This window comes from Flavobacterium anhuiense (assembly GCF_004151235.1).
GTDB lineage: Bacteria > Bacteroidota > Bacteroidia > Flavobacteriales > Flavobacteriaceae > Flavobacterium > Flavobacterium anhuiense_A.
The window spans coordinates 184,715-198,206 of the sequence record NZ_JUIV01000001.1; the positions used below are offsets into that span (position 1 = coordinate 184,715).

General features: G+C 32.6%; 14 protein-coding genes. 8 read left to right on the forward strand and 6 right to left on the reverse strand.

Annotation, left to right across the window (positions count from 1 at the left end; genetic code table 11):
- Positions 1-5: 5 nt before the first annotated feature.
- The 7 genes from NU08_RS00845 to NU08_RS00875 are packed head-to-tail and all read left to right on the forward strand — an operon-like array spanning position 6 to position 4,441.
- Positions 6-1,343: a 2TM domain-containing protein gene (locus tag NU08_RS00845; RefSeq protein WP_129745760.1), complete on the forward strand. Its 1,338-nt coding sequence runs from the start codon at positions 6-8 to the stop codon at positions 1,341-1,343.
- Positions 1,343-1,666, forward strand: a complete 324-nt coding sequence (locus NU08_RS00850; protein ID WP_129745235.1) for a 2TM domain-containing protein — start codon at positions 1,343-1,345, stop codon at positions 1,664-1,666. The genes NU08_RS00845 and NU08_RS00850 overlap by 1 nt, the downstream gene beginning before the upstream one ends.
- On the forward strand, positions 1,647-1,976 hold the full coding sequence (locus tag NU08_RS00855; protein WP_129745237.1) for a 2TM domain-containing protein: 330 nt from the start codon (positions 1,647-1,649) through the stop codon (positions 1,974-1,976). Before NU08_RS00850 ends, NU08_RS00855 begins: the two co-directional genes overlap by 20 nt.
- Positions 1,967-2,284: a 2TM domain-containing protein gene (locus tag NU08_RS00860; protein ID WP_129745239.1), complete on the forward strand. Its 318-nt coding sequence runs from the start codon at positions 1,967-1,969 to the stop codon at positions 2,282-2,284. The genes NU08_RS00855 and NU08_RS00860 overlap by 10 nt, the downstream gene beginning before the upstream one ends.
- A gap of 13 nt (positions 2,285-2,297) precedes the next feature.
- Positions 2,298-2,684, forward strand: a complete 387-nt coding sequence (locus NU08_RS00865) for a 2TM domain-containing protein (RefSeq protein ID WP_129745241.1) — start codon at positions 2,298-2,300, stop codon at positions 2,682-2,684.
- A 40-nt stretch (positions 2,685-2,724) separates the two neighbouring features.
- Positions 2,725-3,492: a LytR/AlgR family response regulator transcription factor gene (locus NU08_RS00870; RefSeq protein ID WP_129745243.1), complete on the forward strand. Its 768-nt coding sequence runs from the start codon at positions 2,725-2,727 to the stop codon at positions 3,490-3,492.
- A gap of 34 nt (positions 3,493-3,526) precedes the next feature.
- Entirely contained in the window at positions 3,527-4,441 is a 915-nt protein-coding gene (locus NU08_RS00875; protein WP_129745245.1) for a hypothetical protein, read from the forward strand.
- Between the two features lie 129 nt (positions 4,442-4,570).
- On the opposite strand, the gene NU08_RS00880 is transcribed toward NU08_RS00875, so the two are convergent.
- Together NU08_RS00880 and NU08_RS00885 are read right to left on the reverse strand one after the other, a co-directional pair.
- Positions 4,571-5,596: a COX15/CtaA family protein gene (locus NU08_RS00880; RefSeq protein ID WP_129745247.1), complete on the reverse strand. Its 1,026-nt coding sequence runs from the start codon at positions 5,594-5,596 to the stop codon at positions 4,571-4,573.
- Between the two features lie 15 nt (positions 5,597-5,611).
- Positions 5,612-7,075, reverse strand: a complete 1,464-nt coding sequence (locus NU08_RS00885; RefSeq protein WP_129745249.1) for a CCA tRNA nucleotidyltransferase — start codon at positions 7,073-7,075, stop codon at positions 5,612-5,614.
- A 493-nt stretch (positions 7,076-7,568) separates the two neighbouring features.
- Here NU08_RS00885 and yaaA point away from each other — a divergent pair, with 493 nt between their 5' ends.
- On the forward strand, positions 7,569-8,327 hold the full coding sequence (yaaA, locus tag NU08_RS00890) for a peroxide stress protein YaaA (RefSeq protein WP_129745251.1): 759 nt from the start codon (positions 7,569-7,571) through the stop codon (positions 8,325-8,327).
- A gap of 267 nt (positions 8,328-8,594) precedes the next feature.
- On the opposite strand, the gene NU08_RS00895 is transcribed toward yaaA, so the two are convergent.
- The 4 genes from NU08_RS00895 to NU08_RS00910 are packed head-to-tail and all read right to left on the reverse strand — an operon-like array spanning position 8,595 to position 13,217.
- Positions 8,595-10,181: an MDR family MFS transporter gene (locus tag NU08_RS00895; protein WP_129745253.1), complete on the reverse strand. Its 1,587-nt coding sequence runs from the start codon at positions 10,179-10,181 to the stop codon at positions 8,595-8,597.
- A gap of 5 nt (positions 10,182-10,186) precedes the next feature.
- Positions 10,187-11,266, reverse strand: coding sequence for an HlyD family secretion protein (locus tag NU08_RS00900; RefSeq protein ID WP_129745255.1), 1,080 nt, complete (start codon positions 11,264-11,266; stop codon positions 10,187-10,189).
- A gap of 12 nt (positions 11,267-11,278) precedes the next feature.
- Entirely contained in the window at positions 11,279-12,598 is a 1,320-nt protein-coding gene (locus NU08_RS00905; RefSeq protein WP_129745257.1) for a TolC family protein, read from the reverse strand.
- Positions 12,588-13,217 (reverse strand): TetR/AcrR family transcriptional regulator, encoded by a 630-nt coding sequence (locus NU08_RS00910; protein ID WP_129745259.1) that lies wholly within the window; start codon positions 13,215-13,217, stop codon positions 12,588-12,590. Before NU08_RS00910 ends, NU08_RS00905 begins: the two co-directional genes overlap by 11 nt.
- Between the last annotated feature and the right edge of the window lie 275 nt (positions 13,218-13,492).

Here is a 13,492-nt window from a genome sequence, read left to right on the forward strand (position 1 = left end):
ATATGATGATATTAAAACCTAATTTGTTAAAAGCATGCTTAGTTGGAGGAATAGTATTTTTGTTCTCTTTTCTAATTCGGTTTGCTTCTTTAGGAACAGCAGTCTTTAACAAGAATCTTTACATTTATTTCTTGTACTGCATGCTTTACAGTGTGGTTTTGTATATCGTAAACGTCGTTCTTTTTGATTTTTTAGATAGGGTTTTCAGAGAAAATCCATATTCGGTAAAGAGAATTTTAATTGGTTTTGCAAGTTCTTTTTTAGTCTCAATGATCGTAATTGGAGTATTGCGTTTGTTTACAAGTGTAATAATTGAGAATAAGACTATTATCGGTTTTCTTGCCAATGAAAGGGCAGAAAATTATATAGAATCTGCAGTAATGACTTTTATTGTGCTTTTGTTTTTTCATGGACTTAATTTTTACAAACTCTATCAGGAAAACAAAGTAACACAGCAAAAGATTATTGCTGGAACAGCAAATGCGAAATTTGAAAGCTTAAAAAACCAGATCGATCCGCATTTTCTTTTTAACAGCTTAAATGTTCTTAGTTCTTTAATAGAAGAAAATCCAGATAATGCGCAGCGTTTTACTACTTCATTATCTAAAATTTACAGATATGTTTTAGAACAGAAAGACAAAGAATTGGTTTCGGTTGAAGATGAATTGTCATTTGCCAAAACCTACATGAATCTGCTGAAAATGCGTTTCGAGAATAGTTTGTTTTACGAATTGCCAACAGAAAACATCAATCCAGAAGCCAAAGTGGTGCCACTTTCTTTACAGCTTTTATTGGAGAATACCGTAAAGCATAATGTGGTAAGTGAGCAAAAACCGCTTCATATTAGAATTTTTATTGATAAAGATTATCTGGCTATTCAGAATGATCTTCAGAAAAAAGAAGTCTTGCAGGATAGACAAGGTGTAGGACTGCAGAATATTGTAAACAGATACGGAATTATAACAGATAGAAAAGTGAAGATTGAGGAAGATGGAAAGAATTTCACCGTTAGAATTCCAATTTTAACCAAACAAATTGCCGTTATGGAAATGAGTGCAGAATATACAGATGAAGCAAAAGCTTATTATAGAGCCAAAAAACGAGTAGAAGAACTAAAAGGATTTTACGGAAATATAATTTCATATTGTTGTGTAATTCCGTTTTTGATCTTTATTAATTTAAAATTTTCGCCAGGATTTCAATGGTTTTGGTTTTCGGCTCTAGGCTGGGGGTTTGGAGTTGCCATGCATGCTTTTAAAGTTTTTGGATACAGCTCTGATTGGGAAGAAAGAAAAATTCGTGAAATTTTAGAAAAAGATAACAACCAAAAAACGTGGAAATAATGGGAAAAGATTTCACAGAAGCAAATCGTTATTATGATGCTCAGAAAAAAGTAAAAGAAATAAGAGGATTTTACGAACATTTGACTGTTTATGTTTTGTGTAATGTAATTGCGATTGTGGTTAACTTAATAACTTGTCCAGAATATTTATGGTTTATATGGTCTGTAATGGGTTGGAGTGTTGCCATTATTTTACATGGATTGAAAGTTTTTAGTCTGCCGCCTTTCTTCAATAAGAAATGGGAAGAGAAAAAAATTAGAGAAATTCTAGAAAAAGAAAACCAGCAACGTTTAGAAAATAATCATGGAAACAAATTTGAATAATGATCAGGAACAAGTAATGCTGGAAGAATTAGCCAGTAAAAAAGTAATTCAGCTGAAATCTTTTTACAAGCATTTGTTCTTTTACACTATTGCATTGATAGTTTTTCTTTTAAAAGAATACACGAATTTGCCATTGCAATTTTTTCCAATTAAATATATCAATTGGGTGATTGTAATTATTTGGACAGCTGTAATTGTAGGTTCTGCAATAGATTTGTTTGCTTCTTATAAAATTTTTGGACAAGAATGGGAAGAACGAAAACTAAGAAGCATTTTAGAAAAAAAATATAAAAAACAAAAATGGGAATAGTTATGGAAAGGAATTTAAGCGACGAAGAAAAATATATCCAAGCCAAAAAAAAGGTTGAAAACATTAAAGGATTTTACGGAAATCTTATATCATACATTTTAGTAAATGCCATTTTAATCTTTATCAATTTATATACATCGCCTCAATATTTATGGTTTTTCTGGCCATTGTTATGGTGGGGAGTAGGAGTCGTTTTTCACGGATTAAAAGTCTTTGAGGTTTTTCCAGGAATGGGTAAGGAATGGGAAGAAAGAAAAATCAAAGAGTTTATGGAGAAGGAAAAACAAAATAAAAACAAGTGGAAATAATTAAAATATAGCTATGGGACGTTTTAGAAGAGAAATGTACGAAGATTACGCAAGACACCATTTTGGAGAGTATACAGACGATCCAAATTACAATGCAGCTTATAGAAGAGTAAAAAGGCTTAAAAGATTTTACTCGCATTTGAAGATTTTCATTATTGTAAATATTATCATCATTGTATCAAGTTTGACTCGAGATAAATCTGCAGGTCTACTAGTAATGGATTTAAGCGGTTTAACAAAATGGCATACGTATTCTACTGCGTTTTTTTGGGGAATCGGTCTATTAGCGCACGCATTATCTGTTTTTGGTGCTGATTGGATTTTTGGTTCAGATTGGGAGAAAAGAAAAATCCAAAAATACATGGAAAGAGATGCCGCAAATAAAAATAAATGGGAGTAACTTTGAATTTATAATTTTTTCAAATTTCACATTATAGTAAATGATCACATTAATTATAGAAGACGAAAAACCAGCAGCAAGACTGTTGCAGAGAAAACTTGAAAAGCTAGATGTAACTGTAGAAACCATGCTTCATTCTGTTGAAGAATCGGTTCATTGGTTTGAAAATAATCCGCATCCCGATTTGATTTTTCTGGATATCCAATTGTCAGATGGTTTATCGTTTGAAATCTTTGAAAAAATAGACATTAAAAGCGCTATCATTTTTACAACGGCATATGATGAATATGCTTTAAAAGCGTTCAAATTAAACAGTATCGATTATCTTCTAAAACCAATTGACGAAGATGATTTGGAAACTGCGGTTTCAAAATTCAAATCGCGTCTTCCTAAAGCTGCTACTGAATCTTCAAATCTTCAGCTTGATTTTGAGCAGATTCGACAAATGTTATCCAATCCTTTTGAGAAAACGTATAAAAAAAGATTTACAGTTAAAATAGGACAGCATTTAAAGGTAATTACAACTGAGGAAATTGAATGTTTCTTTAGTGAAAACAAAGGAACTTACATTCATACCTACGATAATCGTGATTATTTGATCGACTCGACTTTAGAGATATTAGAACAAGAACTCGATAAAAAGGATTTCTTTCGCGTAAGCAGAAAATTTATTGTTCCGCTAAAAGCAATCAAAGAAATTCAGGTTTATACTAATTCTCGACTTAAAGTGATTCTTCCAACTTATAAAGAAGATGAGGTAATTGTAAGCCGAGAAAAAGTACAGGATTTTAAAAGCTGGCTGGGGTAGTTTTAAATTATTTTTAATTAAAAGTACTTAAAAAGTGAATATCGAGGATTATAGAGATAATGATTATCAGCAACTTGTTTTAGCTGTTTTAAGTCGTTCTGATAAGAGAGATATTGAATTAACATTTAATCAATATGCAAATCATGGTTTTTCAAATACAATGTTTGATTTACAAGATTTGGAAAATGAGGATAATTTTATAAATAATGGGAGAAGAAACACCTTAAGTATTTCAATGTGGTTTTTAGCATTAGAAGCATTTGTTAATGCTCTTTGTAAAGTAACTGGAATTATAAAGAATCATAAAAATATTGATGAAATTATAAGGAAAGAAATATCAGGTAGAATTAGTTTTCTTATAGAAGAATTAGGTTACGATTCAATGAAAATTAAGAAAACAGGTATCTACGGTCGAGTAAATGAATTTAGGATGTTTAGAAATGAAATTTTTCATGATCGTAATTCTGGAGAAAAAATAGTTTTTAAAAAGACTTTGTTTTCATCAACACCTAATAGAAGTAACCAAGTTGATGTTTTTCAATCTCTACAGATATTTATGGAAGTTGCATCTCTTTTTAGACATTCAATTCCTGGACTTGATTTAATGCCTAATATTGCATTAGGAAACCAATCTGTTTTAAAATTTGAAAAACTTGATACTGTCTACAGCAGATTTTTAGCTCCCTTTTTTCTTAGAGTTTTAATCAAAAGAAACTTAACCACTAAATTGAAGCTCGAACTTACTCTTTATCAGTTAAGTTCAAGCACAATTTTTAAAATTGGCGAAATAGTTCCCATACAAAAAATCCTTCAAGATCAAGAATACAAAATTGAAAAATTAAAAAAAACAAATTTAGGAGAAGAGCTTTATAATTTAATTTTAGAGTCTAATGAAAGTACTATTGGAATGAATTTTTTAACCGAGGAATTTTCAAAACTGTCTAAATAAAGAGCCTAAGGCTCGATTTATTTTATAGGGCTGGATTTCAATCCAGTCAAGATTGAATAAATAAAAGAATATGTGAAACAAAAAAATCCTTCATTTTGAAGGATTTTTTTTATGTTTTATAGTTTTAAATTATTTACTCAATCTATGCAATGTATACGTCATAGCACTTAAAAGGAAAAACGCCATAATCTGGTGAATTAATCCTAAAGCCAAAGGAACACTATATAATAAAGTGAAAACGCCAAGCAAGAACTGAATGAAAACAAAAACAACTAAAGTTTTGATTCCGTTTGCTTGCGTATGTGTAAGTGTGTATTTTTTACTTTTGAAGAAAAGGAAAAGAATAATTGCAACTACAACATAAGCAAAAGTTCTGTGTACAAACTGAACCCCACTTTTTCCTTCAATTAAATTTTTTATTAAAGAAGATTGCTCAATAAAAACCGATTCGTGAATAAATTCTCCATCGCTCATTAAAGGCCAGTGATTGTGAATTAATCCTGCATTTAAACCTGCCACAAATCCGCCGTAAATGATTTGGATTAATAAAGCTGCTAAAGCATAACGCGCAATATTTCTTAAAGGTAGAATTTTGTTGATATTTCTTTCGGGATAAATCAAATCCAATGCTACCCAAAGTGTGTAAGCGAAAGTGATAAACGCAAAAGTCAAGTGCAGTGAAAGTCTAAAGTGGCTTACATCTGGATTGTCGATTAATCCGCTTCTTACCATGAACCAACCTAAGAATCCTTGGAAAGCTCCCATTGCCAAAAGAACGATGCATTTTTTAATCGTTGGAGTATCTAATTTCTTTTTAGCTAAAAAGTAAACAAACGGCACAAAGAAAACCAAACCAATAATACGGCCAATGAAACGGTGAAACCATTCCCAGAAATAAATGAATTTATAATCTGCTAGTTGAAAATCATTGTGAATATTGATTTTCTGATATTCAGGAAATTTTTTGTACTCGTCAAAAGCAGCTTGCCATTTGGCTTCTGTTAAAGGTGGAAAGGTATCGGTTACCAAATGCCAGTCGGTCATAGATAAACCTGAATTGGTTAAACGTGTGATACCACCTACAACGACCATTAAAAATAATAAAACACAGCCCGATAGTAACCAAATGATTACTGATTTATTCTCTTTTTTCATTTTATTAAATAATACTTATTTCTCAACTTTTTTTAAGCCTAGTTTTGCAGCTCTTTTAATCACAAAATCATAAGCCGCCTGATATTCATTTGGAATATCACCTTCAAGAATTGCTTCTTTTACCGCTTCTTTCAAAATTCCGATTTCACGTGAAGGTTTTAAATCGAATATTTCCATAATTTCTTCACCTGTAATTGGCGGTTGAAAATTACGTACATGATCGCGTTCTTCGACTTCTACAATCTTCTTGCGTACGAGTTCGAAATTTTTATGATATTTCTTGAATTTTGACGGGTTTTTGGTTGTGATATCCGCTTCGCACAAAGTCATTAAGTTTTCTACATCTTCACCAGCATCAAAAACCAAACGACGAACAGCACTGTCAGTCACGATATCCTGCGCTAAAACAATCGGACGCGAACTCATAATAACCATTTTCTGAACGAATTTCATTTTATGGTTTAAAGGCATGTGCAAACGTTCGAAGATTTTTTTTGCCATTTTTCCGCCCAAGAATTCATGACCGTGAAAAGTCCATCCTTGTTTTTTTGTAAAACGTTTAGTTGGCGCTTTTCCAATATCATGCAATAAAGCCGACCAACGCAACCAAACATCATCGGTGTTTGGACAAATGTTATCGACAACTTCAAGAGTGTGATAAAAATTGTTTTTATGTGTGTGACCTTCAATTTCTTCAACCTGATTCAACGCAGTTAATTCAGGTAAAATAATATCTAAAAGTCCAGTTTTGTATAAAAGTAAAAATCCTGTCGAAGGTTTATCGGTCATGAGAATTTTGTTTAACTCATCAACGATTCTTTCACCAGAAATTATTTTGATGCGATCTGCATTTTTTGTGATGGCATTTAATGAATTTTCTTCAATTTCGAAATTCAATTGAGTAGCAAAACGAATGGCACGCAACATTCGCAAAGGATCATCAGAATACGTAATATCTGGATCCAAAGGCGTTTTTATTGTTTTGTTTTCTAAATCGGTTAATCCATTAAAAGGATCTAAAAGATCTCCGAAATTATTTTCGTTTAATGATAAAGCCAGCGCATTGATTGTAAAATCACGACGATTTTGATCGTCTTGCAAAGTTCCGTTTTCCACAATCGGATTTCGGCTATCGCGAGTGTACGATTCTTTTCGTGCGCCAACAAATTCGATATCGGTATCTTCAAAACGAAGCATAGCAGTTCCATAAGTTTTAAAAACCTGAACTTTTGGTTTGTTCGGGAGTAAATCGGAAACTTTAAGAGCCAATTCGATGCCACTTCCAACAGCAACTACATCAATGTCTTTTTTTGAACCTCGATTTAAAAGCAAATCACGAACAAATCCGCCGATCACATAAGAGTCAACTTTTAATTCCTGAGAAGCTTTCGAAATAACATCGAAGATTTTGTTTTGTAAAGCAGTTTTATAGTTTGTTTGTATCGCCACGAATTCGCTAATTTTTGAGTAAAAAAGCATTTCTGATTTCAATTGAAATAAAATGCATGCAAATTTACAACATAGAAAATGCCTATTATAATCTAGAGCTCACTTTTTTGAACAATTTCACATTTTGTTGCATTGATTTTTATGAATTGAGAAAGGGTTGCCACGAATTTCGCGAATTTTCACGAATTTATTTTTTCTGCCACTCCCGATAGCTATCGGGATAAAGGATTAAAATGATTAAAAAAATCTCTCAATCTTGATCTATATGTAAATAAATATTATTTACCACAAATTACACAAATTTTCACAAATTGATTTTAATTCTGCTCTAGATTCCAGAATTAAAATGGTTGAAAAATCTATGTAAATCTTTTAATCTGTGACAAAGAAAGTGAGAGAATAATTTGTGAAAATTTGTGAAATTTGTGGTGAAAAACATTTATACAACAATAAAACAAATCAATTGCAAATAATAATTTTTAAATTTTCAATTTGTATTTTTGGAACATAGAAAAAAGCACACATGAAAATTGTTATATCTCCTGCGAAATCATTGAATTTTGAAAAAGAATTACCAACATCTCAATATACAGAACCTTCATTTTTAAAAGAAGCAAGAGTGGTTCATAAAGTAGTAAAACAAAAAAAGCCATCTGAATTATCAGAACTAATGTCTATCTCAGACAAACTAGCTGATTTAAATTGGAAAAGAAATCAAGATTGGAAAACACCTTTTACACCTGAAAATGCACGCCCAGCGGTTTATACTTTCGATGGTGATGTGTACACAGGTTTGGATGCTTATACCATTCCGTTAGAAAAATTAGATGTTCTTCAGGATAAACTTAGGATTTTATCTGGCCTTTACGGTCTTTTAAAACCGCTTGATTTAATGCAGGCTTACCGTTTGGAAATGGGAACCAAAATGCCGGTTGGTGAATCTAAAAACTTACATGAATTTTGGAAGCCGACTGTAACAAAAGCTTTAAATAAAGAATTAAAAAAAGATGAATTATTCGTGAATTTAGCGAGTAATGAATATTTTTCTGCTGTTGATGTAAAAGCTTTAAAAGTTCCTGTAATTACGTCAGACTTTAAAGATTATAAAGATGGAAAACTAAAAATGATCAGTTTCTTTGCCAAAAAGGCTAGAGGTATGATGGTGCGTTATATTATTGATACTAATGCAGAAACTATTGACGATTTAAAAGGTTTTAATTACGAAGGATATCAGTTTGATGCGAACCTTTCAAAAGGAAATCATTTGGTTTTTACAAGATGATTTTTTAAAGTTGCTAAGATTCTGATATACTAAGGCTCTGAGTTTTTTTACTGCAAGGGCGCAATCCCGATAGCTATCGGGATATGCAAAGTTCGCAAAGTTTTTATCACAAAGCTTTGCGAACTTTGCGTTTTTACGCTTTTACGCTTCTCTGAAATAAAATTCTTTGCTCCCGATAGCTATCGGGATTGCGGTCAAATAAAAAAAATAAACGCCGAATTCTAAATGATGAATTCGGCGTTTCTGCGTATTATAAAATTATTATTATTAATGCATTGCGTCGGCTGCACTAATTTTGTTCTTCCCTTTTTTGATAAAGAGAATAATCGGTATGCAACATAAAAACATAATTCCTAGATAAAGGAAAATATCCATATAAGCCATTACGGTGCTTTGCTTCATAACTGAAAGTTCTATTGCCTGATATGCTTTTTTCAAAGCAACATCTGCACTATATCCTTTTGCCATAAAGGCGTGCTGCATTCCTGCAATACGCTGCTGCACGTCAAATTTGGCAGGGTCTAGATTATTAATTAAATCTACTCGATGTGATTGGCTGAAACGTGTGATGAAAGTGGTAATAATTGCGATACCAAAAGATCCGCCTAATTGACGCATCATTCCGGTAAATGCTGCTCCTTCACCAATTTGTTTTCCTTTTAATGTTGAAAGCGAAAGTGTTGTAATAGGAACGAAAAGCAATCCTAAACCAATTCCTCGCAGAATTAAAGGCCAATACATATGTTCAACTCCTGTGTCAGGTGTCATACGACTATACATCATGAAAGTAAAGAAGAAGAAAATTAAAAATCCAACTCCAACCATATATCCTTGCGGAACACCTTTCTGAATCATATTACCCACAAATGGCATCATAAGCGCTGTGGTGATAGATCCTGGAATCAATAACAACCCCGCATCAGTAGCGGTCCATCCTAAAATAGATTGCGTGTAAATTGGGATAATTAAGGTAGAACCATATAATCCGAAACCGAGAATAAAACACATTATCGTTCCAATTCTAAGATTTCCGTCTTTTAAAACGCTAAGATTTACAATCGGATATTCGTAAGTAAGCTCTCTCCAAATAAAAAGAACCAATCCTAGAACAGTAACAACACTTAAGGCTACAATTGTTGAATCATTAAACCAGTCATCTTGCTGTCCATGCTCTAATACAAATTGTAAAGAACCAATAAAAGCACTCAGTAAAATGATTCCCCACCAGTCAACCTGATTGGCTTTTAATTTTTCTCCATATTTCGGGCTTCTAACAAAAGTTAAAGCCAAAATCGTAGCAATAATTCCCAACGGAATATTGATATAGAAAATATAAGGCCAAGAATAATTATCTACTAAATATCCTCCCAATGGCGGACCAAGAGTTGGACCTACAATTACACCCATTCCGTAAATAGCCTGTGCCATTCCACGTTTTGCTACGGGATAACTTTCTGTAATAATCGTTTGGGCTGTTACTAGTAATGCTCCACCGCCCATACCTTGTACGAAGCGGAAAGCGACTAGTTCCCAAATATTGGTGGCATTACCACATAAAAAAGAACAGACTGTAAATATTATAATGGAAGCCACAAAATAATTACGTCTTCCAAATTGCTGTGATAGCCAGCTCGTCATCGGAATTACAATAACATTCGCAATTGCGTATGCTGTAATTACCCATGCCACATCGGTCAAGGTAGCACCAAGACTTCCGCGCATGTCTGTAAGCGCTACGTTTACAATCGTCGTATCAACGATTTCCAACAGTGCACAAAGTACTGCTGTAATCGTAATGATAACACGTCTGAAACCGTATTCTACTAAATCGTCGTCTTGTACTGCTGTTGCCATTTATTTTATTTCAAATGTACATCTACGTCAACGTTCATACCTGGTCTTAAAAGTTTTACTTTTTCAGGATCGTTAGATTCGTCTATGGTAATTTTTACTGGTAATCTCTGAATTGTTTTTACGAAGTTTCCGGTTGCGTTATCAGGAGGCAATAATGAAAAACGAGATCCTGTTGCAGGAGAGAAAGAAGATACAGTTCCTTTGAATTCGTAGTTTGGATAAGCATCAACTTTTAAGCTTACTTTTTGTCCTACAACCATTTTGTTCAATTGTGTTTCTTTAAAGTTAGCTACAACCCAAGCTTCATTATTGTTAATGATGTAGAACAAAGATTGTCCTGGCTGAACTAATTGTCCTGGCTGAATATCAACTTTAGAAACTTGACCATCAATTGCAGCAGTCACTACAGTATAAGAAAGGTTTAAGTGAGCAACATCAAGCATTGTTTTTGCTTTTTTGATGTTTGCAGCAGCAACCTCAGTTTGCTTGTCAGAAACTTTAGATTTTGATTGGATAACCGATTTTTGGTAAGAACTAGCTCTTTGTTGTTGTTCTAAAACACGTACTTGGTTTTCAGCTTCTTCTTTTGCCGTTAAAGCCTGTTCATATTGCTGTTTTGTAATAGTATGCGTTTTGTACAAGTTATTGTAACGGTTGTAATCGTTTGTAAGCTGTCTCAATCTAATTTTTGCACTTTCGATAGAACCTGTTGCAGATCTCATTTGAGCATCAGAAACTGAGATGCTTGCATTTGCACTTCCAATATCTGCTTTTGCCGCTTCATATTGTCCTTCTGCGCCTAATAATGCAGCATTAGCTTCATCAATCTTTAATTGATAATCTCTCTTGTCGATAGTAAATAAAGTATCTCCTTTTTTTACATAATCATTATCTTTCACATAAACTTTGCTGATATATCCAGAAACTCTCGGGATAATCGGATTCATTTTTTTCTCGATTTGAGCATCATCTGTTTCTTCGTGAGCTTGTCCGTGTAGGTATTTAGATATTCCGTAAGTTCCGCCTCCTAAAATCAGAACTGCAAGTATGATGATGAATTTTTTATTTGTTTTTTTCTTTTCCATGAGAGCTATCGATTATATTTTAGAAAGATTGAATGATTGTGATAATTGTCCTGATACTGAAAGTAATTCGTAATATTTTTGAATAATTGTTGCTTTAGATAAAGCAGTTTGAATTTTGGCATTTAAATGCTCTACATCTGCTTCTACTAAATCATTAGTGTCAGATAAACCATTGTCAAATTTATCTTTTACTAATCTATAGTTTTCTGCTGCTTGCTGAAGTGCTTCTTCATAAACCACACTTTGATTAATTGCTAGGTCATAATCTTCAATAGATTTTTGAACCTCTACTTTAATGCGGTCTGTCATAATTGCTTCGGTATTTTTTACTTCCAAAGCTTTGCTTTCTGCTTCTTTTACGTGAACATTATTTTTTAGAATTCCCGATAAATCATAAGATAATCCGATTCCAAAGTTCATTGCATATTTTACAGTTACAATGTCTTTAAGGTCAAATGCAGTGTAACCACCTAAAAGTGAAATTGAAGGATAATATCCAGCTTTTGCAATTTTGACATTAGCTTCAGAAGCTTTGCCTTGTAATCTTATTGCTTCTAAATCTTTTCTGCTTTCAAGTGCAACAGCATCAGATGTTATAGAATTGCTTGTTTTTAGATTAAAGAAATCCTCTTCATTTACCTGAATTTTTACATTAGGATCTAATTTCAGCAAAGTAGTAAGATAGAAGTTGATATTATTGATATTATTGTTAGCTTCATCAATAGATAATTGCGTTTTAGAAACTAATAATTGCGCTTTCAATAAATCATTTCTCGGAATAATTCCGTTTTTCTCCAATTCAGTAAAATCAGTAACACGCTGTTTTGCGCTTTTTTGATTTTCGTTTAAAACATCTAAAGTCTTTTGAGCCTTGTATAATGCTGTATAATAAGTGATTGCTTTTAAAGCAACATCTTCTTTCGTTTTTGCGGCATTAGCAGTTTCTGCTTCATACATTCCTTCATAGGCATCTATGCTGTTTTGAATTTTAAATCCAGCAAAAATAGGAAGGCTTAAATTTGCCATTCCAAGCATTGCACGGTCTGGAGAGGCTAATGAAGCACTTTCGCCTTGATTAGGCATATCAATAGATGCTTTTGTAAGGCGCTGATATTGACCAGAAATTTTAAGATCTGGGTACTGATTATTTTTTACGGTTTTTAATTCGTATTTTTTTGTGTTTACCTTAGTGTTGGCAAGCGTAACTTCGTTACTCTTTTCCCAAGCCATTTGCACGGCCTCGCCCAAGGTTAAACTTGTTTTTTCTTGTGCTTCTATTGAAGATATTCCGATGAAGAAAACTCCAAAGAGCATTAATTGACTAATTTTCATAAACAAGTAGCGCTTTTATAGTTTGTTGAATGTGCTTTGTAAGATCGTTTTTAATGTAATTGTTAAACATTTCTTCTGTTTTTAAATCAAATAATTCTTCGAAGAAAGAGCGATTCATGTGAAAGTGAAAAAAGGTTCCGATAATTGTAGGCGTAATAAGTTGGATATTGACATCTTTTCTAAAAACTCCTTGGGCTTGACCTTGTTTGATAATGCTTTCGACTGATTTTAAATTTCCTTTTTTAAGTTCAGTAAAAGCTTGAAGGCTTTTTTCTCTCTTTTTATTGTAAAGTTCAAAATGTAAAACCCTGTAAATCCCTTTGTTAAGGCAAATTCTGTTGATGTAAATTTCGATTAATTTATTGACTTTTTCAAGAGGTTCTATTTCTTCTTGCAATAAATTTTCGAGTTGTAGTTTTAAATCAACAGTTTTGTGAAAAATAAGAGCTTCCAGTAGCCTTTCTTTTGATCCAAAATAATAAGAGACCATGGCAATGTTAATTTTGGCCTCTTTGGAGATATCCCGTATCGATGTACCCTCAAATCCTTTCTCAGAAAAAAGCTTTTCTGCGACATTAAGAATCTGAATTTTTTTATCGTTCAATTCGATGTGTGACATGGTATTGTTTCTAATCGGATGCAAAATTAAACAGTTGTTTAATTTAAACGATTGTTTAATTTTATTTTAACATAATATTAACATAAAGCGTTTTCGATATTTATGTTAATTTGTCCTTTAATTAGTTAAAATAAAAAAGCTGAAACACTTTAGTATTTCAGCTTTAGTACGTTTTTTTGTCATTCTGAGGAACGAAGAATCATACTAGAAATTCCGCAAACTATTTTGTCAATCTTTGTCGAGCTACGAGTGTGATTCTTCGTTCCTCAGAATGA

What these genes read in the sequence shown, in the direction of transcription:
- NU08_RS00845 (WP_129745760.1), top strand. Translation starts at nt 6, where the DNA reads ATGATATTAAAACCTAATTTGTTAAAAGCATGCTTAGTTGGAGGAATA.
- NU08_RS00900 (WP_129745255.1), bottom strand. Translation starts at nt 11,266, where the DNA reads ATGGAAAAGAAAAAAACAAATAAAAAATTCATCATCATACTTGCAGTT.
- yaaA (WP_129745251.1), top strand. Translation starts at nt 7,569, where the DNA reads ATGAAAATTGTTATATCTCCTGCGAAATCATTGAATTTTGAAAAAGAA.
- NU08_RS00880 (WP_129745247.1), bottom strand. Translation starts at nt 5,596, where the DNA reads ATGAAAAAAGAGAATAAATCAGTAATCATTTGGTTACTATCGGGCTGT.
- NU08_RS00905 (WP_129745257.1), bottom strand. Translation starts at nt 12,598, where the DNA reads ATGAAAATTAGTCAATTAATGCTCTTTGGAGTTTTCTTCATCGGAATA.
- NU08_RS00885 (WP_129745249.1), bottom strand. Translation starts at nt 7,075, where the DNA reads ATGCTTTTTTACTCAAAAATTAGCGAATTCGTGGCGATACAAACAAAC.
- NU08_RS00870 (WP_129745243.1), top strand. Translation starts at nt 2,725, where the DNA reads ATGATCACATTAATTATAGAAGACGAAAAACCAGCAGCAAGACTGTTG.
- NU08_RS00910 (WP_129745259.1), bottom strand. Translation starts at nt 13,217, where the DNA reads ATGTCACACATCGAATTGAACGATAAAAAAATTCAGATTCTTAATGTC.
- NU08_RS00860 (WP_129745239.1), top strand. Translation starts at nt 1,967, where the DNA reads ATGGGAATAGTTATGGAAAGGAATTTAAGCGACGAAGAAAAATATATC.
- NU08_RS00895 (WP_129745253.1), bottom strand. Translation starts at nt 10,181, where the DNA reads ATGGCAACAGCAGTACAAGACGACGATTTAGTAGAATACGGTTTCAGA.
- NU08_RS00865 (WP_129745241.1), top strand. Translation starts at nt 2,298, where the DNA reads ATGGGACGTTTTAGAAGAGAAATGTACGAAGATTACGCAAGACACCAT.
- NU08_RS00850 (WP_129745235.1), top strand. Translation starts at nt 1,343, where the DNA reads ATGGGAAAAGATTTCACAGAAGCAAATCGTTATTATGATGCTCAGAAA.
- NU08_RS00855 (WP_129745237.1), top strand. Translation starts at nt 1,647, where the DNA reads ATGGAAACAAATTTGAATAATGATCAGGAACAAGTAATGCTGGAAGAA.